A 22,700-nucleotide genomic window follows, 5' to 3' on the forward strand; every position below is an offset into this window, starting at 1 on the left:
ATCTGTAGGGGCAACCCTTGTGGTTGCCCTTTTAAGCAGAAGCTTCAAATATTTTCATAGGTTAAAGATCGATCACAAGAGCTGCCCCTACAGATAAAATATGACAATATGACATTTTTTCTTTTGTTTCTCTCCCACCTTCGTTATAATCATTGCATAGAAGAAAGCATTTTAATACAATATATACTGGAATTACTAATTTCCCGAGTTATGCATTTCGAACGGAGTGAGACATGGAAGAGGCGAAACAGCTGTTCAAAAAACTAAAGATATACTCTTTGCTTGATCTGGCACTTATTGTTCCCTCTTCCTATAGGGACACTTCACTCTCTGAAGTACTGGAGATTGGCAAGTCCGCCACTCTGGAAGCAAAGGTCATTGAGAGCAGTGTCAATAACGGTAAACTGCGTGTCAATTTTATACTGCCGCGTTTCAACAACCGCCGTCTCTCTTCCATTTTTTTTCGTACAACACCCTACCACTATAAGCTCTTTGAGGCCGGGACCTCTCATGTCATACAGGGAAGGCTGGAAGAGTACAGGGGATATCTGCAGATCTCTCAGCCCCGTTCCATCAAGAAGGTGGGAATGGTAACTCCCAAATACAAAACTGTACTTAAAGAGAGTGAGATACGCTCACTGATCGAACGCTATATCAGCGAGAAAAATCTCTTTTCCGAAGGGCTGGACTCGAAAGAGGTGGCAGCCCTGATGCAGATCCATTTTCCCAATAAGATGGAGGATGTCTATGAGAACGGTAGTCTGAAACCGGAGTTCATCAGCATACTGAAATTTGTCGAGGCCTATAATCATCTGAAAAAGCTTAGAGGGAAAAGGGTTGACTTTCCTGCCCTGTATGCATTGAAAGGTGACACTGCTCCCTTTGTTGAAAGTTTGCCGTTTATGCTTACATCTCAACAGCAGCAGGTTATAGCTGATATAAGGGAAGATCTGGCACGTACTGACAAGGCTGCCAAACGAATGGTCGTAGGGGATGTAGGATCTGGAAAAACGATGGTTATTTTAGCTTCAGTGATGATGGCACTTCCATACAAGAGTATTTTAATGGCGCCAACCTCTTTGTTGGCACTGCAGCTTTATGAAGAAGCAGGTAAATACCTGCCGGCAAGTGTCAGGGTATCTCTGGTAATACAGGGGTATGATGACGGAAGTTATCGGGAAGCAGATTTTATTATTGGTACACATGCACTGCTTTACAAAGAGGATCTGCCTGAGGCAGCACTTGTAATGGTGGATGAACAGCACCGTTTCGGTACCAGGCAGAGGCAGATGCTTGAAACTCTGGTGAGTAAAGAAGAGAGAAAACCGCACTATATTCAGTTTTCTGCCACACCGATACCAAGAACACAGGCCATGATGGAGTCTGAGCTTCTTGATGTCTCCCTTATTACAACGACTCCTTTTGAGAGAGAAGTACTGACTCAAACGATAGGCAGAGAGGACTTCCCTGAGCTTATGAGACATATTAAAGATGAGGTTTCCAAAAATCACCAGGTGCTCATTATCTATCCACTTGTGGAAGAGAGTACAGAGGTACCCTATCAGTCACTTGATGAGAGCAGGGGATTTTGGGAGGAGCGTTTTGAGAACGTTTATGTTACACACGGTAAAGACAAGTTAAAAGAGGATGTATTGCTTGAGTTTAGAGAAAAAGGAGATATACTGCTTGCTACAACTGTAGTAGAAGTAGGTATCTCTTTACCAAGACTTACCCTTATTGTGATTGTAGGCGCAGAAAGGCTTGGTTTGGCAACACTGCATCAATTGAGAGGGAGGGTAGGGCGTAATGGATTGAAAAGCTGGTGCTATCTCTTTTCTAATACACCACAAAGTGATCGACTCTATAAGTTCTGTGAAACGACCAATGGTTTTGATATTGCCAAACTTGATTTGAAGTTCAGAGACAGCGGTGATATTATAGATGGCACTATTCAGAGTGGACAGCGCTTCAAGTGGCTGGATATGGCCGAAGATGAGCATGTCATTGAACAAGCAAAGATCAGATTGGAGTGTATTGTCTCATGATCTGGAAAGATTTTCATTTTATTACCGCACCAACTAAATACCCCAAACTTTGAGAGAGCGAGACGAGGCAAGATGTGCGTGAAAAAATCTGAAGGACTACCCGTAGGTAATTCAAAGATTTTTTTGCGTGCAGGTTGTCTCGTATCGTTCTCCCCGAAGGGTGCAGCACTTTCGCCCACATACGGCGTTAGATTTTCTTGAATTAGCCTCCGGCTAGTCCTGCGAAAATCTGCCTTGTCTGTGAACGAAATTGCAGCATCAAAGATTGAGGTATTTAGTTGGTGCGGTAATATCGGTTGGCAGTTATAGAACATGATACAGTATCAGATGATAAATTGATTGTTTATATGGTGGAAATTTAAGATTTGGAAGAAGTATGTAAAAAGTAAGTTCAAAACGCTCAGCGCTAAACGCTGAACGCTCTGATTAATAGAGTCCGAATTTACCATCGGCTCTTTTGTACATGACACGCATATTGCCGTCATAGTCATTAAAAACGATGAACTGGCGTTTTTTCTCTGCTTTGAGTGCTTCGATCGCTTCGTCAAAGTCAAGCGGCTTGTGAAGCTCCAGGTCCATTGGTACGATCTCTATATCCTCTGTTTCGATCTCGGTAACAGCTTCTGCTTCAACTCCAAGATCGGCAAAACTCATGATCCTATGATTTTTGATCTTGTCAGCATGACGTCTAAGTGCTTTCTTGACACGTTCTGCTCCAAGATCGAGTGCTGCATAGACATCTTTGTTGTGTTCAGTGATCACAATGGTGTTTTTGTCTTTGAGATTCACCAAAAATTCTACACTAAAGCCTTTTTTCCCATTCTTTTCATCGGCTGAAATGACTACATTCCCGGATATGATATCAAGATTATATTTGTTAAATCCATCCAATAGTGCCTCTGCATACGCTTTGATGGCATCAGTCAGCTCGAAATGTCGTCCTGTTATACTTTTATTCATGATTGATCCTTAGTGTTGGAGTATAAAGAAAGCTTTGCCTTTCTTTATACTTAATTGTAACTTAAGAAGCTTAATAAAGGGCAATAACCTGTTATGAGTTTGGTTGTCCGTCAATGTAGGCAAAGCCTGTCTCCTCAAGAATGATAATTTTAATGTCGGAGAACGAGGAAGAGGTGAACGTAATTTCGCACTGACCGTTTTTAATATATGTTTTATAGTCATCTGTTGCACCGCTGCTTCCTCCGGCAGAACTACTGGTATCCAGTATACCTCTATGCGGTCTGCCTTTGTTGTCAAAAGCAATATGCTTTGCACTGGTATTCAGCGTTCCCTTGCAGTTATTGAAACTAACATCAGTAATACCGTATTTTTTTGTCAGAAATATTTTAGGTGACTCATCATCATCCTCTACAGCGTCACTTGTATGAAGGTATTTGCCTGTCAGCGGATCGATTGCTGATTCAATTTGGTCTATATTTCCGCCGTTATCCATATCGGAACCGATTTTATAAATAATATTGTTCCCATACTTCTCAAAACGTATAAGCCACAATCTCTGCTGCCAGTTATTTATATCAAATCTCTGTTTGTTGTCTATCAGTGCCAGGTGTTGGGTATATCGAATAGCAGACAATATATTGTCTGCTGCTTCCTGACGAAGATCTCTTTCCATTCTTGGAATGGCAAGTGCAGCAAGTATACCAAGAATAACAATAACAAAAACCAGTTCCAGCATTGTAAATCCGGAGTGTGATCTATAGTGTTTCATCATTAAATCTTTTGTAATGTACGTTTGTGGTACGTAATATATTTTGCATTGTCCGGATCTGGATGATCGGGCTCTTTGTACTTCACATAGGTATCAACCACGATATTCAAAGGTGATCCCGGAGTGACCACGGTAGTGTCCAGTTGACGTATAGCAGCACAGTTTGATATTTCTGCGGTATTTCCAATGTAGGCAATACGTACATTGATTTTATATCCGGCACCATTATCCGGATCTCCTATTGTACCGTCAATATCGCTTAGACACTGCCCTGCAACACTTCTGTCATTAGTCATGACAGCCATAATAGCATATTCTGTATAGCTTTTGGCATAAAGCATTGCCTGTTCCCTTTGAAACTGTGCAGTGGTTTCGCGTGTCATTGTTGCAGAGAGATTCAAGACAAATACACTTACTGTTGACATAAGAACAATCACAACAATAGCTGTTATCATTGAAAATGCCTTTTTGTTTCGTATAGAGTTCATTAGAAGACAGCCTTTTCTTTGCAGGAGGTGATATTGTAGTCCCCGCCGATCTCTTCATCGATACACAGTTTGAAACGTATGGTCCTGCCACTTACCTTGAACTTGAATGTAGAAACATTTTTTAAAAGCAGCTGTTTGGTGTTGCCTTTGTTTGCAGCAGGTGTTGCCGGAAAATCATAATAGAGATAGAGATCCCTATTTTCTACAGACAATGCATAAGAGCTCCATGCCAGCTTGTAATGCTCTTTGACGGTTTTACTGGCAGAGGATGCCAGGTGAATAATATCACCGGTTGTATCTGATGCTACTCGGTAAGCGGTTGTATCTAAAGGAAAATAGATATAGGCATCTCCGATAGATTTTCCGTTTGGAGAAAGGTTGCTTATAATAGTATCTGTCAAGTCCAGGCTTGACCCCTGTGTTTTAATGTGGCTGATATCAGTACTGGGATGTTCTACATCGGCAAAGCCGCTCCATCCGGATTTTCTGTTTGTACTACTGACTATAGACTCAAAACTGTCTCCGTCATAACCGACCCATTGAATACCCTTATAGCTGTCTCCTGTACCGGAAAGAGGCAGGTTGGTACTTTCGAGTGTATCATCGCTTTTGATACGGTAAATAGTATCGGGAATGGCGTATCGCAGCCGGTTTGCTATCTGGAGGGATGCAAGCTCTGTTTTAAGTGATGCCCTGTGTTGTGCGCGCTGTATGATATAGCTTTCATATACATTTGCAATGATTTCCGCACCAATTCCGGAGACAATCCCAAGTACAACTATGGCAAAAACAAGTTCGAGTAATGTATAGGCCGGTCTGTGTACAGATGGTTTTAAATACATTAAAATGCCTTTTTCTCAAGTTCGTATGCACCAATATTGCATACAAAAGCATGAAGAACAATGGACTTCTCAAATTCGCTTACATTGCTTGTACTTGTAAGTGTGACACTGATATGTTTTATATTAGTACTCCCGGCATTCGTATCTGTCAGATCATTGAACGAAATTCGTCTGTCTCCGCCTGTTGTATCGTATGGTCCTGTAGTACCGGAAGGGGAATCAAGCGCATAACTGACAGAGGTGGCAACATTGATATTTTTATCAGCAACATCTGATGTGGTTACTCCTTCGTTTATCAGAGTATAGTCCCCTATAAAATCATCTACATCATCTTCAGGAGGCTCTCCTGCTTCCATTCCCAGTTTTGAAGGTGCAGTTGCAGCTATATTGCCTGTTCCGTCTTGACGTATGAAAGATCTGGAACTCTCCTTTGGCGTACCTATGCGCCAACTGTTTTGTACTTTGTAGGAAAGATTTGTATCTCCAGTAGCAGAAACAGTAAGTATGGGGTCCAGATAACGCTCATCTGTTGTGTTTTCATCCCAGTGGTATCCCATGATCATATTGATGTGGGAGGCAGCTTCATTAATGGACTCCTGCTGCAATGCAACAAAGGAGCTCTTTGTAGCAGTGCTGATAAGCCTTGGTGCCGACATAAGCACAATCGCCATAATAAGCAGTGCAAAAATAAGCTCTATCATGGCAACAGCATCTCGTAACCTATAGCCCATTTACCATCCCAGTCTTCTGTTTACAGTGGAGCTGGCGTTTGTTTCCATGACGTTTCCGGTTTTGCCATAGCCTGCCCATTCTCCTGTTCCGATAAAGTGAACACGGTAGAACGGCGATGGAATGCTGTCGTCATTTTTATTATAGATAAGCCAGCTGCTTGTACTTGTATCAAAGTCAATATCTACGATATTGGGAGCTGTACCTGAAACAAAAATGCTGTTGTCTATACCGTTGTCGCCACTGTTGATAGAAACAGAAGCAGGGGCAATACTGCCGGTTGCACTGCTGACTGTCAAAGTAATATTGCCGTCTCCGTTTGACATGTCGTGGGAAGTGGCAATCCACCATTCATACTCATTGGTCTGTCCATTCTCTGTATCCACATCAGGACAGTTCGCAGCAGTACAATAGACCTGCACCATGATCGGTGTGTTGAAACTGGCAGTTGTGACATTGTCATAAAAATCTTTGGACGATTTGGCTCTTGCATACAGATAGCTGATATTATGATCGACTGTGTTGCCTGTGTCTCCGTTGAAAATATTGGTTGCACCGGCATTGTTCATCCACGATGTTGAAGTGTTGGCATCTGCTACACGCATAACAAGAGGGTTGATCGGAGTATTCATACTTCTGTCAATATTGAAATATACGGTTGCCTCACCTATTCCATTCCCAAAGAATAAAGGACCTATCCACTCTTGTACATGGTTGTTGCCGGAAGTTAGATTTTGGGATTTGTTAGGTGTCCATATAGCACCTGATGCATTATCTTCGGTATATAAAGAAATAGCTGTATCTCTTTGGCTGTCAAGTGTAAAGTCCAAAAAGAGGTCAAAAGTACTGTTGAGCTTCAGGTCGTTTACTCTCGGTGCATTGGCTTCATCTGTATCCGGGAAGCAGGTTTTTGTATAATTGCTAACGGTTTGTCCATTTTTATTTTTAGCAGTTATTTTAAATTTAAGATAGGCAGCCATTTGAGGGGTAGTAAACGTATTATTGGCATTTTTTACTTCATTGGAAATATAGAGCCAGTTTTGGCCGGTGGTAGTGCCGTATACCGCTTCGGTATCAAACTGGTAGGGAATGAAGAGTAAAATATTTGTTTTATCTACATGGCTTTCATCGTAGATCTCGCTTCCAGGTCTGATAAATCTTTGGGAATCATTGGTATCGTCAAGATCAATACGGGCAAATTCGCTTCCGTTGATTTCCGAGACGGTGACAGTCAGGATACCCGTTTCCGAGAATTGGAGTGTGGCATTGACCTCGCCATCTGCAAAGTTTTCTCCACTCATACTGAAGGAACCGGCACTTGGGCAATAGGCAACCTTGCTGCGGTCTATATTGCTCGTACCATAGACATCAAAGTTCATCTGTTGGGTTTCCGCATCGGTAGGGACATAAAAAGATGAGCTTACCTGCAGGCTGCTGAGACTCTCATTGTAATCTGCAACTCCCTGTACATCATTGACAGTCCCGCTTGTTACGTTGAAGTTGTTCTCATCCACTGCTTTGATCGTAAGGTTGAACTCTTCACCTGCTCTTTTGTATTCATTTTTTCCAAAGACTCTGAAGGCATAGGGTCTTATGGCAAACGCATCACTGCTGAAAAACTCTCTTAGACATGGGTCGTTGGAAGTGTTTTTGTCATTTGGTATACATGCAGTATTGTCACACTCGTCATATGGGTAGAGTGTATAGTCAGTACCGCTGTAGTCTGCACATACTTTAAAAACGACTTTAACATTTTTATGCGCATTGGATATATTGAAGCTCTGTTCTGTTGTTACAGATGATGAGGCATTGAAGTCGTACAAAGAAGAGATGTAGCGATTTGTATTGATGTCATAAAGAGCAAACTTGATATCTATATTGTTTTTTGTTTCTGTCGCGTTGTTGCTTTCATTGATACTGGCTATGGTAAGATTGAAAGCCTGTGCAGCAATTTTGGTTGAAATATTTCTGTCGTTTATGTCTCTAAACGTATCCCAGGCATCAAAAGGGCCTGTGGTATAGGTAGGCTCACTTGTTTCCAATGTAACGGTACATGGATCAAGCTGTACGTTGTAGTATCGTCCGGCATCGTCAACATACTGTCCGAAATAGATTAGTTGGCTGAAATCTCCAATACTCATTCCGAAGTTAATCTTTTTATGCATTTGATAATACTGCTCATCCGGTTCATAGGTAGGGTAGTCGTCTCCTGCATTATAGGTGATATAGCCATTTTGCAACCCTATACTGAAGTCCATAGGCAAGTCAAGATAGAGTTCACTGTTATAGCCTGCACTGGTATCGGGGACTACATTGCCATCCTGATCAAGAACTTCGTAATTACTTCCCCAGCTAAATGAGGCAAGAGAACTTTGTGTTTCTATGATTTTAACATCATCGAGTTCTGTTGATGAAGTATTACGCACAGGTACATACATATCGCATGGAGTAAAGGGAGTACAGAAGTTTAAGGCAAAGAAGTCTATCCCGTTTGATCCGCGAGGCGGATCGTAACAGAGTTTACACTCGCCAAATCCGATGCTGTCTGCGGCATCATTATAGATGAAGTTAATATTCTCACCCTGAATATCAATAGCTCCTTCAACAACCAAACTGCCAAAGAAGTCAGCGGCATTTGCACTGTTTTGTATTACAGCATCTCCCTCTACATAAAGAAAAGTTCCGATCCAGCTGTTCCCGCCGCCGTTACTTCCAAAGGTAGCATCTCCTCCTACATAAATAAAGAGTGAATCTTCAGGGTTTTCTGCATTGGCATGGTTGCCGTCATAAATAAGGTCACCTTCTATGAAGATACGTACGTCTCCTTCCACTTCAATGTCAATCTGGTTTCCCTGCATATCCCATGATTTGAAATAGTAGTCCCCTTCGCTAAATACCATTTTCTGATTGTTTCCGTCATTGACAATATCACCCAAAAGCATCACTTTTCTGTCGTTGTCTTTATATGTAGATTGAGGATCAAAAGTAATCGTCTGCCCATCACCAGCGTTACTGTTGTTTGTAAATGTATAACTGCCGTATTCCAGTTCGGTAAATGTAATGTCATCATCAGTTTCAGTAGTTGTATCTACTGTAGTAGAGATAAAGTCGTGCTCATAACGGTTTGTGGGTTCTGGAACAATGGTACAGGTATTGTCGTTACTGCAGTGTTCACCTGTACATTCACAAAGAGTATTTCCCATATCTTCATAGCAGGTAACAGATGGAGCAGTTGCGCTCCCGACCACTTTTTCTTCAAAATTGTAGTCTTTAACTGAAACCTCACAGGCATTGTAGACATCATTTTGAACCATATCTATACCTGTATAGGAGACCAGTACACTTCCAAAAACACCACAGGTATATTCGTTTTGGTACTCAGGAGCATCAGAATCATCATCATGCTCATCATCATGCTCGTCATCATCATGCTCGTCATCGTCATGCTCGTCATCATCATGCTCGTCATCGTCATGCTCTTCATCGTCATGCTCTTCATCGTCATGCTCATCATCGTCATGCTCATCTTGAGAGGTGACGGTTGCCGTTGGCTCTTCTCCTGTTACAGAAGTTTGACCCACAGGCGATCCCCAGCTGTTGTTTGAAATGATGAACAACCCTGCCAAGAGAAAAAGAAGGTCTTTTCTGTTTTTAAGAAATGACAATGGAAAGAGCAGCAGGTTGAAAAATTGTTTTATTAGATCTCCCATGATAACACCTTTATTAACCCAATCTATTATTTGGGTAAGACTTTATCAGTACATACAATGATGAGCCAAACATTAGCTATATGTCTATGGTTGGTAACCCGGCTGTCTGTGTCAGATCCGTGGCTTTCCGTCCCCGCTTCACAACGGGTTTGGCTTTCCATCATAGGAGTACTTCATACTCATAGGATAGCACAGGTTTTATAAAATGAATATAAAATAACTATTATTAATAGTTCAGGTTTTCAAAAATGTAAGAAGTAAGAAATGGGATCTTTTGCTGATATTGGAAACAATTTGTCAAACAAATGACAAATTTTGTTATGTTGGCATCTCTGAAGGTATTACTAATACACTTTTTACATAGTTTGGGATATGATATAATCAATTATTACAAAAAATGAGGTAAGGTATGCAGTTAAAAAAGAGTCTTTTGTTAGGACTGGCGATGGTCTTTGTATTGATGGGGTGCGGGAGTGATGAAGAGGTAACCGAGTTCAATAAGCCGGCACTCTACTGGTATAAGCGTATTGCAGACAGTATCAGCAGTCAGAATATGGACAAAGCTGACGAATACTATATCTCGCTTAAGAGTGAGCATATGCGTTCACCGCTGATGCCGACAGCCATCATGATGCTTGCGCATGCACATATGCAGAATGAAGAGTATCTGTTGGCTAACTACTATTTTGATGAGTATAACAAGCGGTATGCCGATGAGGAGAGACGTGAATATATGGAATTTATGAAACTCAAGGCTTCATTTCTCGGTGTGAAAGATGTTTATAAAGACCAAAAACTGATCATGGATAGTATCAATACTGCAAAAAGATATCTGCTGCGATATCCGGGATCGGAATACAGACCGCTTGTTAACTCTCTGTTGGTAAGATTGCATATGGCACAGTATCTGCTGAATGAGAACATTGCAGCACTTTATGATCGTACAGACAAGCCTAAGGCTGCGAAAATCTACCGTGACAAGAATAAGAATTCCGTGGTCGAGATGGCCGACATCACCCCGCCTGAAAAAGGGATCATCGGGAAAATTTTCGATTAAAAGCGGAGATGCTTTTAACCAAAATGAATAAGTAACAATGTTGGAATACGGTACAGTGGCCTTGCTTTTATTTAATTTTTCTTAACCTATCTCTGCTATACTCTCTTCAGAATTAATAAAAGCACTTCGCAGAAGTGCAAACCGTTATTATTAACAGTCCAAAGGATTTACCATGCAACTCAGTGATTATGACGCATTTCCAAGCCAACTGCCTATTGTTGTAGAGGATGAACTTTTCCTCTATCCGTTTATGATCAGTCCGATCTTTCTGACCAATCAGAAAGATATCGATGCAGCTACCGATGCGATGGAGAACAACTCTTTGCTTTTTGTAACCTCTTCTGTAGCCGGGAAAGAGGGAAGCCGTGATTTCGATGCGATGTACAAGGTTGGAGTGATCGGTTCTATTATGCGAAAAGTACATATTCCTGACGGAAGAGTAAAAATACTCTTCCAGGGATTGGCACGCGGTGAGATTATCGAACCGTTACCGGGGGAGATCAATAAAGCAGTTATTGATGTAGTGAAACTGGAACCATATGATCAGCTCAGGACGGATGCTTTGATGGATGTACTGCGAGACAAGATCAAAAAGCTTTCAACGTTAAGTTCCCATGTCCCTGCCGATCTTGTTCGTACGATTGAAGAGAATGATGAGCCGCAGCGTATTGCCGATCTTGTCTCTTCGATGTTGAAACTTGATAAAGAAGTTGCTTATGCACTCTATATCGAGCCAAATATCGAGAAGCGTCTTTTGGGGCTTATAGATGTGATCACTTCTGAGATTGAATCTGCTAAAGTACAGCGGGAGATACGAAGTAAGGTACACAGCAAGATTGAGCAGACCAACAAAGAGTATTTTCTAAAAGAACAGCTCAAAGAGATACAGCATGAACTGGGCATGGATACGCAGCGTGAAGAAGAGATCGCCAACTTTAGGGAGAAGATAGAGCAGCTTAAACCGGAAATGAGCGAGGATGCCTATAAAGAGATCAGTAAACAGCTTGACCGCTTTGCCCGTATGCACCCTGATTCTGCCGATGCGAATCTGCTTCAGAGTTATCTGGAGTGGGTATTGGAGCTGCCGTTTGGACAATTGAGTAAAAAGAACCTCTCTGTAGAAGATGTTTCCAGAGAACTGGACAAAGATCACTACTCTTTGGAGAAACCCAAAGAGCGTATAGTGGAATTCTTTTCGGTACGTGAATTGGCAATGTTGCGTGGTATCAAGCCCAAAGAGACCGGTGGAGCGATCTTATGTTTTGCAGGACCTCCCGGTGTGGGAAAAACTTCTTTGGCAAACTCTATTGCACATGCTCTTGCCAGACCCTTGGTGCGTATTGCACTGGGTGGACTGGAAGATGTGAATGAACTACGCGGACACAGACGTACCTATGTGGGTGCAATGCCGGGCCGTTTGGTACAGGGGCTTATAGAGGCCAAGAGTATGGATCCGGTCATTGTACTTGATGAGATCGATAAAGTAGGACGCAGCATGAGAGGGGATCCGACAGCGGCACTGCTTGAGATACTTGATCCTGAACAGAACAGCAAATACAGAGACTACTATCTGAACTTCAACATAGATCTCAGTAAAGCGATCTTCATTGCAACGGCCAATGATGTCGGACGTATTCCTGCACCGTTGCGTGACCGTATGGAGTTCATCGGATTGAACTCCTATACACCAAAAGAGAAGTTTGAAATTGCCAAACGTTATCTGATCCCGCAGGAGTTGAAAAAACATGCCCTCAAAGCCAGAGAGTTCCATATCTCCGATAAAGCACTGCGTATACTTATCGATGAGTATACCAGAGAGGCTGGAGTCCGTAATCTCAGACGTCGTATTGCAGGTTTGATGCGGAAAGCTGCACGTATGCTGTTGGAAGACAAAACAAGAGAACTGGTACAGGTCACAAGAAAGAATTTGGATAAATTTGTTGATAAAAAAGTCTTTGAGATCTCGCTCATCGATAAAAAACCGCAGATTGGTGTGGTTTCAGGACTTGCATGGACAGCAGTAGGCGGTGATGTTCTTACCATAGAAGCGATCAAGATCAAAGGAAAAGGCGGACTGCAGCTGACCGGCAGTCTGGGAGATGTTATGAAGGAATCTGTACGTATTGCACATTCTGTTGTAAAAATACTTATTGATGAGAGAAAACTTAAGATCCCCTCTTCTGCTATCCCCCATACACTCAAAGAGCATGAAGAAAATATTCAGGTAGATGCGAGCGAGGTCTATAAGCGGTATGACCTGCATATTCATGTTCCTGAAGGTGCAACGCCAAAAGACGGCCCGAGTGCCGGTATTACCATGGTAACAGCGATTGCTTCTATTTTGAGTAACCAGAAAGTAGACAATCGTGTGGCGATGACAGGAGAGGTTACACTGACAGGGAAAGTCTTACCGATCGGAGGCTTGAAAGAAAAGCTTATTGCTGCGTACAAGGCCGGGGTAAAAAAAGCATTGATCCCTGTGAAGAATTATGAGAGAGATCTCGATGATATTCCAGAAGAGGTAAAAGAGAACATCAAGATCATTGGGGTGTCGAATGTACAGGAAGTGCTTCGTGAAGCTTTGATTAAATAAAGGTCAAGCAGAAAGGGTTAAGGTTCAAGGAAGATTAAATATGAGATCTTTCTTAACTCTTAACTCTTAACTCTTAACTCTTAACTCTTAACTCTTAACTCTTAACTCTTAACTCTTAACTCTTAACTCTTAACTCTCTTAGTCTGACCACTGGTCTATTTTGACAAAGAGAGCCTCCTCCTTGACAGGCTTTCTAATAAAGTCATTTGCCCCATTGTCGAAGACCTCTGTTTTGCGAGTATCATCTGTCGAGAGAACTATGACAGGAATATGAGCGTTAGCCATATCTGCTCTGAATATCTTTAAGAACTCTATACCGTCAACGATAGGCATCATGATGTCCAATAGTATAATATCGATACCCTGTTCCTGTTTCATCTTGTTCAAAGCATCCGAGCCGTTTTCTGCTTCAATGATCTCAGTGACTTTTGTATTCTTTTTAAGCAGTGTCTTTAATAACATTCTGTTGATCATATCATCATCAACAACTAATACTTTTAGTCCCATATTTATTATCCTCTATGTGATTTTATAATAGTTTCAATTTCATTTTTTTCGTTACTCTCTGTAACGATAGTTATATCTTTATTATGAGCTTTTAGATTCTCTGTAATAAGCTCTGCATCGCTAAAGAGTATGTCGTAGTCGCCGGTTGCCAGCTTGGCCTCCAGCTCATCCATATCTTCAACAATTTCGTAATCATACCCTAAGTTTTCAATAACTTTGGTAAGAATTCTTCTTTCCAGAAGGAATTTTTTGGCAATAAGTATCTTTTTGTTTTTGTTTGAATCATTGAGTATAAGTTCATCCAGAGAAACCTCTTCTACACTGATCGGCTCATCTTCAGTTATTATCGGAATCTCTTCAATTTCAGGTTCAGGAGTAGAGATGCTTTCATCGGCTGATCTGTCCGCTGCCTCAGTGCTGTTTTTTGCTTTGTCTGAAAGAAATTTGTTTAATACATAAAGCAGTTCAGTGGTTTCGATCGGTTTGGTGATATACTCGTCCATTCCTTCAGCAAGGAAACGTTCTCTGTCACCTTTAAGGGCATTGGCGGTCAGGGCAACAATAGGTATGTGTGGAACTTCTTCATCTTCTTCATAGTCAAGTATCTCATGGGTTGCTTCTATACCGTCCATTACCGGCATCTGTATATCCATAAAGAGCAGGTCATAGTTGTTGTTTCTTCGTTTTTCAAATGCTTCAAGTCCATTATTTGCAATATCAACGGTAATACCATGATCTTCAAGGACACGCTTGATCAGCTTCTGGTTAATGATGTTGTCTTCGGTCACCAGGACTTTTGCATCAAACTGTGTTGCCTGTGATTGAAGCGCTTTTTCTACCAGCTCAGGTGTGGTCGCAGCTGTTCTGGTAAGAACTGCTTTAAGCTTTGTTAATGTAACCGGTTTAAAGATAACATTATCCTGGCTTACACCCATCTCCTCAATTTTATTTCGGCTGGTGACATTGGCAATGATGATCAGTTTCGACTTGTCGACGTTGGCTACAGCATCAATGATATTCTGTTTTGTCTTGTCGATATCGAGCCAGAATGTTTTACAGATACCCAGATCACTCAGTTCTTTGAGTTCACCTACTGACTCAAAGTGTTTGACTTCCGGACCGAAATATTCGAAGTAGGAGGCAAGGTAGTTGTCAAGTACGGTCGGAATATCTTCCTGATATTTACAGATGGTCATGTCCGTAAAGGCCTGATTGTAGTTGGTACCTGTTGATGAAACTTCTTCAAGCGGGATAGAGAAGTAGAATGTTGTACCGTGGTCTTTTGCACTTTCAAGCTCAAGTTTTCCACCCATCAGTTCAACAAATTGGCTTGATATGGTAAGACCCAGGCCGGTACCGCCGTACTTTCTGGTAACTGAAACATCTGCCTGGGAGAAGGCATCAAAGATACGCTCCTGCTGATCTTTGGTCATACCGATACCATTGTCCTGAATTGAAAACTTGATCCTTGGATTTGTTGTTCCCTCATCCTCTTTTACTTTTTCTATTTTAAGATTAATCGTTCCACCGTAACTGGTGAACTTGATCGCATTGCTCAGAAGGTTAATAATGATCTCTTTGATCTTGGTTGGGTCCCCTTTTAGTTTGGGGCTGATAGTAGGATCCATATAGAAATTGAGATCAATATTCTTTTCTGCAGCACCTACTGCATAGGTCTCAACGGCACTTTCAAACTCTTCAGCAGCGTCAAATACAATGTTCTCTATTTCGATTTTGTTGCTTTCGATCTTGGAGAGGTCCAGAATATTGTTGATAATACTCAGCAGGTTTTCGGAACTTTTATCAATAATATTAAGGAATTCTCTCTGTTCCGCATCCAGGTCTGTACTTCGAAGGATTTCAGTAAATCCGACGATACCGTTAAGTGGAGTACGGATCTCATGGGACATGTTTGCAAGGAAAAGAGATTTGGCTTCATTCGCCTGAAGTGCAATCTGTTTGTCCTCCTTAGCTGTCTCCACCAGTGTTTCAAGGAACTTGTAGGCCTCTTTTGTCCCTTCATGGGTATCGAGTTCGATATTTTCAATATGCGCAGTATCTGCGGAGAGGTACTGGTCACTCTCTTTCATGTCCGCAACAGCTTTATTCAGTACATCTTCAAGTTCCTGAATGTTTCTTGTGATGTCGCGTGCTGTAGAGTATCCGAGATAAGCAAGGATTAAACTCAGAAGAAGGATCGCTGAGGCAATTGCAAGCAGGGAAAGCTGTTTCTGGAGGTACGTGTCAGCTTTATGCCATAGCGCATTTGAGACAATGAGCTCTGCTTTGCTGAAAAGAGATATTTTTTGTGTCTGGAGTGCAAACCAGTCAATAGCTTCTTCTGCATAGTCACCGTTGTCAACGTCTGTTTGGATCGCAGAAGAAGTTTCTGCCAGCTCTTGAAGAAGTTCTCTGGATTTTTTGTTGTTTAGTACTTTTTCCAGTTCGGCGCGCAGTTGAGGATTTGTTACCTGCTTAATATCAAAGATGTTCGCCTTGGTTTTGAACTCATCCCAAAGTGCGATCTCATCAAATGCCATAGAGGCTTTTTTTGTCATATAGTAGGAAACAAAGCCTCTTTCAAGACCGGCATTCTCTTTGACAGTATAGAGCTGTGAGAGTGTTGAGACAAGAGAGGCAATCTCTGTGTCGAGTGCAAAATTGTTGAGCTGAAGGAGGTTTTGCATGATAGGTGTTGAGAGGGTTTTTGTATAGCCGTCAAAGAAAACCTTTTTAAAGTCGCTGTTTGGAGTATCGGCGATTTTTCTAATTTTGGAAAGCTTGCTGATATTATTTAACAGAAGTTGGTACTGTTGTTTGTTCAGATCGGTATTTTCCCCAAGCAGGTTGGGTAAAAAAGGAATAAGATTGCCTTTATCTGTTACGATCTTTGCACGCAGCTGTCTCATTGCATTGTCAGTAGATATACGCTGTTTTTCAACAAGGTCCTTGTATGTTATGCGGTCGCTGCCCATATATAGTGCAGTCAGTCCACGCTCTTTCCCTACCTCTGCAAGTGACTTGCTCAAATAGGCATTGTTGCTCAGTGCTGTCTTAAGCGCCTGGGCTTTCTCATAATTTATATATGAAGTTACGAAGAAGTAACTTGCCAGCAAGAGAAGAAGCAGAATTGGTACAAGTGCAATCAGTTTCAGTCTGTTACGTATGGTCATTGTCTATTTCCTTTTTATTTGTTTGAGATAATTTTGATCTGGTTTTCCAAAGAGAGAAAATGTGCCCAGTAGTTTTTAATTAACTCCGGAACTCTTTCGATGTCCTCATTGAATTGGATCTCATAGAGTGTTTCCGAAAGCGGATTGATGCGAAGGTTGCTGGAGGTTCCTTTAAGCAAGTGTCCGATCTTCTGAATTGTTTCCAAGTCCCCTTTTTCATAGGCTGCAAGCATTTTTTTTGTCTCTTCACGTGCCTGTACAATGAAATCGTTTACGAATTCTTCAATTAATTCAACAGGAAGACTCAGGTCTTTTGCTGCTTCTTCCAGCTGGAAGTCAAAGTAGATAGGCTTGACATCACTAAGGTCAATAGGTTCTCTTTCCCCCTCTGCTGCCCGTTCTTCTGTATCGTCTGAAGAAGCTTTTTCTTCTTTGAAATGGGAAGTGGTCAACCTCCCCAAGGTTGCAAAGAAGGATTCGATTTTAGTGTTCACCTCCGTGAGTGATGCCTGTTTGATCTGCTCAATGATATCACCCACAAACGGTAGATGAAGGACATTTGAGAGATGCGAAAGTGTATTGAGCGCCTCCTCTTTCTCCTTTTCATTCTGGCTTTGAAGTGCTTTTTCCAGGGTTAGAGCAGTATCGATGTACTCATTGAGAAAGAGGTTGTAGTCATCCGGTGAGATACCGATCTTCTCGCTAATACGTTCGATATCAATATAGATAGGCGCATTCTGGTCTGCAGGTATTTCCGCTGCGGTATTCTCTTTTTCAGTCGACTCTTCGACTGTACTGTCTATTTGTGCTATAGCATTCTCGGCATCTGAAGGAAGGAGAAGTTCGAAGAGTTCATTTTCCTCTTTTTCTTCTGTGAACACTTCAGCTTCCGGCTTTTCTTCTTCTGGTTCTTCTTTGAGTTCAAAAAGTGTTGTGTCATCAAGGGAGAAGGTCTCTTCTTCTGTTGATATATCAGCCTCTTCTTTCTCTGTTCCCTCCTTTGTGACCTCAAGCAGAGTTGTGTCATCAAAAGATATCTCTTCTTCTTTCTCTTCTTTGACCGGCGATTCATCCGGCACAGCAAAGTTTGAGAAAGTGTCATTGTTCGTAGATATTTTCTGTTCTCTACCTGCTTTGAGATAGACCAGCTTTATATCTCCGAGTATACTGGCAAGCGGAGAGATTTTAGCTGTAAAGCTCTTCTTGTCTCCATCGACTGTGATACTTACTTCGTTTTCCTCTGTGTCGAATATGACTTCCCCAAGAGCTACTTTTTTGTAGAATTCATCAGCACTCTCTATCTTGATTTGAGATAGAAGCTGAGGATCGATCGCGAGGATCTGATTGGCCTGGTTTATAATGTAGTACATGTTCTAAGTAACTCCTTTTTACTGGTTTTCTTGTTCAAGCATCTCTCTGTAAAGGGGAGTGCACTCACGGATCTCATTTTCAGAGGCGGGTCTTCTGGCAGCCGTATAGCCTGTGACCTCTCCGGCATTGTTAAAGATCGGGCTGATATGGGAAAAAACCCAGTAGTACTTACCGTCTTTACGAAGGTTTTTTACAACTCCGGTCCACTCTTTTCCTGCCTGGATCGTGTCCCACAGCTCTTTGAAGGCTGCTTTTGGCATATCCGGATGTCGTACAATATTATGGTTTTTCCCTGTAAGTTCAGACTTTGTATAGCCTGCTATTTCGCAGAATTTTCTGTTGGCATAAGTAATAATACCTTTCAGATCGGTTGAGCTGACGATCAAACCTTCCGAGAACTTAAACTCTTCATCTAAAGGATCAGGTCTTTTCATGGTCTTCCTCCCTTTTAAGAATCTCCGGTACCCTCTATCCGGAAATTATTTATATAAACTTTATAATAAGTTAACTAAAAAGAGAATGAATTGGGAGGGATATGCAGCAAAAATGAGAGGAATGTATCAACCTTGATTATGATTTTCCATAATATTTGCAATTTTTTTATTTGTCACTTTAGCTATTTCATCAAAAGAAGCGGCATATATGGCTTCAAATGTACCAAAATAGTTCAAGAGTTTCTGTACAGTAGCTTTACCGATCCCTTTTTGATCAAGCAGAGAGATTTGAGTATCTTCTTTTCGCTTGCGTTGTTGATGATAGGTGACAGCATACCGGTGCGCTTCATCTCTTTGCCGCTGTATCCAGTGCAGTCTGGTATCGTTTGGTTTTAGCTCTATAAGACCATGACTGGTGTAAAGAAGGTCTTTTGCAGCACCTTTCGCACGATGTGCTTTTGCATCGAGTTTTTCTTTTGCGATTGCGATGACATCCAGGTTGACCTGTGCTTCATCAAGCAGTTTGTTGGCAAGGTTCAAATTCGCCTTTCCTCCATCCAGGATCCAGAGGTCCGGAGGCGGGTTTTGTGAAAAGTCAGCGATACGCCGGCTGAGCATCTCCCGCATCTGTCCTGTCTCATCATGTGCATGAAGCATGTAGCGTCTGTAGCTGTGTTTATCCCATTTACCTTCATCCCAGACGACCATGCCTCCTACAGTAGCAGCGCCCATCATGTGTGAATTGTCAAATGTTTCTATACGGTATGGGATACTTCCCAGGTCCAGCAGATCAGCAATTTTCTGTTCTATGAGTGAAACAGGCTTATGGCTGCGAAGAAGCTCTTGACAGTTTTGCAGTGCAAGTGATGTCAGTTTGGCTTTTGTACCGCGTTTGGGATGGATGATTTTTACCGTTTTTTCAAAACGGCTGGAGAGTGTCTGTGCGACTTGTTTGGCATCTTCAAAAGGGTGGGCTATGAGGATCTCTTTAGAGATTTGCGGTGTATCGATGGTATAGAATTCCAACAGAGCCTGTTTATATGCTTCATTTTCATCAAAAATATGTGTCTGCCTGAAGTAGCTGTGTGAAGAAGAGATGATTTTCCCGTTACGCATAAAGAGCTTGATGATGACACCTCGTTCATCTCCATTCAGAATGGCAAAGATATCGACATCGATACTGTTAGCGATATCTATTGTGGAAGAGATGCTCAATGCTTTGATCGCTTCAATATTGTCACGCATGGCAGCTGCTTCTTCGAAACGTTCCTGTATGGCAAGTTGTTCCATACGTTTCTGCAGTTTTTCTGTAAGTGGTTTACGCTTAACCAGAGCCTCTTTGGCTTCATAAACAATCTTCCCGTAAGCTTCCGGTGTTACCTTCGACTCACAGGGAGCCAGACATTTGTTTATCTGATAGAAAAGGCAGGCTTTCCCCTCACGAAGACACGATTTTTTCTGTACCAGAGGGTAGACTTCATAAAGAGCGTCCAGTAGTGCCCGACCTCCGGCAGGGAACGGACCGTAATAGGTGATCTGCCTGCCGCTGACTACTTTCCGTGTGATCTCAAAACGAGGATAAGGGACCGATTCATCAATATAGATATAGGGGTAGGTTTTGTCATCGCGAAGTAGAATATTGTATTTTGGTTTGAGTTGTTTAATGAGCGAGTTCTCTAAAATAAGGGCATCTTCTTCATTCTCTACTATAATATAGTCAAGATGATCTGCTTCGGAAAGCATTTTTAGAATACGTGAACTTTGTGCCGGATTTGGATGAAGCGAGGGCGTAAAACGCCAATAGTTTTTGACACGCTTCTTCAGGTTTTTTGCTTTTCCTACATAGAGTAGTTTTCTCTTTTTGTCAAAGTACTGATAGACTCCTGGAGTATCAGGAAGATTCTGGATTACTGATTGCATTTGATTGTCGTTTTGATCTTTTCAAATTGTGCTTTGATATCGGGATCTTTACTCTCTATGGTGAAATCACTGCTTGCAAGTTCACTATAGTAGGGAACACTCTTTTCCGCAGTACCTTCCTGAATGATGGAACGGTATTTGCTATGGAAGACCACTACCTTTTTTGCCTGTAACATTGTACAGTCAGTGTCCAGGGATGCAAGCTGTGTTAATACGCTTTTTAATAAATCTCTATTATAATTGAGTTCCATTTTAAAACCGGGATGCGTGACCGCAACAAAAAGGGTTTCGTTTTTGATGTAGACAAATGCGATCGCTTTTTTCCATTTGCTGCCAAGAAGTGAGATATATTTTTGGTAGCATGCCTGTTGTTTTAAATATTTGAATTGAGGCTGGTTGGTAAGATGAGACAAGATCATAGACACATTTTTCATAGGGTAATTATAGCATCTCTTTGCTGTATCGTATTTGCAGGATGCGGCCATAAGACAGATCCGGTCTATGTTCCTGATTCAGATATTCCGAATCAGAAATTAAAAATTAAAAACTAAAATGAAAAATGTTTGGTTTTGAGTAGTAATGTATATCAATTGCTCATTGCTCATTGCTCATTTTAAAAAAAGGAACTTTTTTGAGTAAGTATGATGTACTGATCATAGGGGCCGGGATTGCAGGGCTGTATGCTGCAATGAAACTGCCTGCAAGCAAAAAAGTATTGGTAGTATGTAAAGATATTCCATGGGAGTGTAATACTTTTTATGCCCAGGGGGGGATGGCAACGGCGTTAAATGAAGCGGATGTTCCGGTACACATTGAAGATACTATGGCAGCCGGTGCCTACCATAACGATCGTGAGGCTGTTGAAATACTCTCCACTACTTCTTTGAAAACTACTGCAGAGATGATCAAAGCAGGGATGGAATTCGATAAAGATGGTGAGGGCAATATTCTCTATACAAAAGAGGCAGCACATTCAGTAGAGCGTATTGTTCATGCAGGAGGAGATGCAACAGGACGCTATATGCACTATTTTGCAATGGTACAGAACAAGCACCAGCTGCAGCGTAATACTTTGGTCTACGACCTTTTGATCCGCAATGGCCGTTGTTATGGTGTTAAGGCAACAGTCAATTATGAACCGACCACTATCTATGCGGATGATGTCATCATTGCGTCAGGAGGTATAGGCTCACTGTATGCCTACAATACAAATTCCAGGACTGTATCTGCTGATATTCACGGGATCTGCGTAGAAAAAGGTATTGAGCTTGCTGATATGGAGTTTATGCAGTTCCACCCGACAGTCTTTGTTGATACTCCTTATGCAAGAAAGTTGCTTTTGACAGAAGCACTGCGCGGTGAGGGTGCACATGTGGTGGGAGAGAAGGGAAACCGTTTCCTTTTTGAGTATGATGAACGCGGAGAGCTTGCAAGTCGTGACATTGTGGCACGGGGTATCTTTGACTATAAACGTAGAACCGGTGAGAATGTCTATCTTGACTTCTCGATGTTTGAAGAGAAGTGGTTTCATGAACGTTTCCCGAATATCACGCATACATTTGAGGCGATAGGCTATCACTTCCCACAGGACCGTATTTCGGTCTCTCCGGCATTTCACTATGCCAATGGGGGGATTAAATGTGATACCAACGGATGCATTCCAGGTATGGAAGGGCTCTATGTGATCGGAGAGGCAGCACGTACCGGAGTACATGGTGCCAACAGGCTTGCGTCGAACTCACTGCTTGAAGGAGTGGTCTTTGCACAGCGTGCAGTGGAACACCTTCTGGGGAAAGGACATCAGGCAGTGCAGACACCTACTTTTGAGAAGGATTATGGTAATATTCTGCACAAAGAAAACGATAAGACCTATAAACAGAAACTACGTCAGGTGATGTGGGAGGATATAGGGATTATCAGGAGCACCAAAGGCCTGCATGAGGCAAAGAACCTGATCTATGATATGAAAAATCAGGAGATCGGACGACTGCTTCAGTTGCGTCTTAATACTGCTTCAGCTATTGTTGAGGCAGCATTGGCACGTACAGAGTCTTTGGGCTCACACTACATAGAAAACTAAGGTAAGGAAAGAAGGGCTTCAC

General features: G+C 41.9%; 16 protein-coding genes and 1 riboswitch. Of the genes, 4 read left to right on the forward strand and 12 right to left on the reverse strand.

Translation table 11 applies throughout. The features are described 5' to 3' along the window. Positions 1-233 precede the first annotated feature (233 nt). Positions 234-2,045, forward strand: a complete 1,812-nt coding sequence (gene recG / locus IMZ28_RS02525; RefSeq protein WP_197549123.1) for an ATP-dependent DNA helicase RecG — start codon at positions 234-236, stop codon at positions 2,043-2,045. Positions 2,046-2,471: 426 nt separating this feature from the next. Here the strand turns inward: recG and hpf are convergent, their stop codons facing one another. The 6 genes from hpf to IMZ28_RS02555 all read right to left on the reverse strand — a co-directional run bounded on the left by hpf (position 2,472) and on the right by IMZ28_RS02555 (position 9,543). Continuing rightward, positions 2,472-3,005, reverse strand: coding sequence for a ribosome hibernation-promoting factor, HPF/YfiA family (gene hpf / locus IMZ28_RS02530; RefSeq protein ID WP_197549125.1), 534 nt, complete (start codon positions 3,003-3,005; stop codon positions 2,472-2,474). Positions 3,006-3,096: 91 nt separating this feature from the next. Then, positions 3,097-3,777: a pilus assembly FimT family protein gene (locus tag IMZ28_RS02535; protein ID WP_232087503.1), complete on the reverse strand. Its 681-nt coding sequence runs from the start codon at positions 3,775-3,777 to the stop codon at positions 3,097-3,099. Beyond that, positions 3,777-4,229 (reverse strand): type II secretion system protein, encoded by a 453-nt coding sequence (locus IMZ28_RS02540; protein ID WP_232087504.1) that lies wholly within the window; start codon positions 4,227-4,229, stop codon positions 3,777-3,779. The genes IMZ28_RS02535 and IMZ28_RS02540 overlap by 1 nt, the downstream gene beginning before the upstream one ends. Before the next feature lie 32 nt (positions 4,230-4,261). Beyond that, positions 4,262-5,104: a type II secretion system protein gene (locus IMZ28_RS02545; RefSeq protein WP_197549129.1), complete on the reverse strand. Its 843-nt coding sequence runs from the start codon at positions 5,102-5,104 to the stop codon at positions 4,262-4,264. Continuing rightward, positions 5,104-5,835, reverse strand: coding sequence for a type II secretion system protein (locus IMZ28_RS02550; protein WP_197549131.1), 732 nt, complete (start codon positions 5,833-5,835; stop codon positions 5,104-5,106). The genes IMZ28_RS02545 and IMZ28_RS02550 overlap by 1 nt, the downstream gene beginning before the upstream one ends. Next, the gene (locus IMZ28_RS02555) at positions 5,836-9,543 is read right to left on the reverse strand and encodes a hypothetical protein (RefSeq protein ID WP_197549133.1); all 3,708 of its coding nucleotides are present in this window, start codon (positions 9,541-9,543) and stop codon (positions 5,836-5,838) included. It abuts the gene before it with no gap. Positions 9,544-9,632: 89 nt separating this feature from the next. Then, positions 9,633-9,707: riboswitch (cyclic di-GMP riboswitch) on the reverse strand. Between the two features lie 245 nt (positions 9,708-9,952). Between IMZ28_RS02555 and IMZ28_RS02560 the strand changes: the two genes are divergently transcribed. Further along, on the forward strand, positions 9,953-10,600 hold the full coding sequence (locus IMZ28_RS02560; RefSeq protein WP_197549135.1) for an outer membrane protein assembly factor BamD: 648 nt from the start codon (positions 9,953-9,955) through the stop codon (positions 10,598-10,600). Positions 10,601-10,772: 172 nt separating this feature from the next. Next, complete coding sequence (gene lon / locus IMZ28_RS02565) at positions 10,773-13,193, forward strand: endopeptidase La (RefSeq protein ID WP_197549137.1); 2,421 nt, start codon at positions 10,773-10,775, stop codon at positions 13,191-13,193. Between the two features lie 138 nt (positions 13,194-13,331). Here lon and IMZ28_RS02570 read toward each other — a convergent pair whose 3' ends face one another. The 6 genes from IMZ28_RS02570 to IMZ28_RS02595 form a co-directional block, all read right to left on the reverse strand. Then, positions 13,332-13,700 carry a response regulator gene (locus IMZ28_RS02570; RefSeq protein ID WP_197549138.1) on the reverse strand — a complete coding sequence of 123 codons (369 nt, stop codon included), beginning with the start codon at positions 13,698-13,700 and terminating at the stop codon, positions 13,332-13,334. A 5-nt stretch (positions 13,701-13,705) separates the two neighbouring features. After that, a complete protein-coding gene (locus IMZ28_RS02575) occupies positions 13,706-16,873 on the reverse strand; it encodes an ATP-binding protein (RefSeq protein ID WP_197549139.1) in 3,168 nt (1,055 codons plus the stop codon). A 14-nt stretch (positions 16,874-16,887) separates the two neighbouring features. Beyond that, on the reverse strand, positions 16,888-18,243 hold the full coding sequence (locus IMZ28_RS02580) for an Hpt domain-containing protein (RefSeq protein ID WP_197549141.1): 1,356 nt from the start codon (positions 18,241-18,243) through the stop codon (positions 16,888-16,890). Positions 18,244-18,261: 18 nt separating this feature from the next. Continuing rightward, positions 18,262-18,678, reverse strand: coding sequence for a PAS domain-containing protein (locus tag IMZ28_RS02585; RefSeq protein WP_197549142.1), 417 nt, complete (start codon positions 18,676-18,678; stop codon positions 18,262-18,264). A gap of 126 nt (positions 18,679-18,804) precedes the next feature. Beyond that, entirely contained in the window at positions 18,805-20,598 is a 1,794-nt protein-coding gene (uvrC, locus tag IMZ28_RS02590; protein WP_197549143.1) for an excinuclease ABC subunit UvrC, read from the reverse strand. Next, entirely contained in the window at positions 20,586-21,032 is a 447-nt protein-coding gene (locus IMZ28_RS02595) for a DciA family protein (RefSeq protein ID WP_197549145.1), read from the reverse strand. Before IMZ28_RS02595 ends, uvrC begins: the two co-directional genes overlap by 13 nt. Positions 21,033-21,229: 197 nt before the next feature. Here IMZ28_RS02595 and IMZ28_RS02600 point away from each other — a divergent pair, with 197 nt between their 5' ends. Further along, positions 21,230-22,678 (forward strand): L-aspartate oxidase, encoded by a 1,449-nt coding sequence (locus IMZ28_RS02600; protein ID WP_197549146.1) that lies wholly within the window; start codon positions 21,230-21,232, stop codon positions 22,676-22,678. Positions 22,679-22,700 lie beyond the last annotated feature (22 nt).

The organism is Sulfurovum indicum (assembly GCF_014931715.1).
Classification (GTDB): Bacteria; Campylobacterota; Campylobacteria; order Campylobacterales; family Sulfurovaceae; genus Sulfurovum; species Sulfurovum indicum.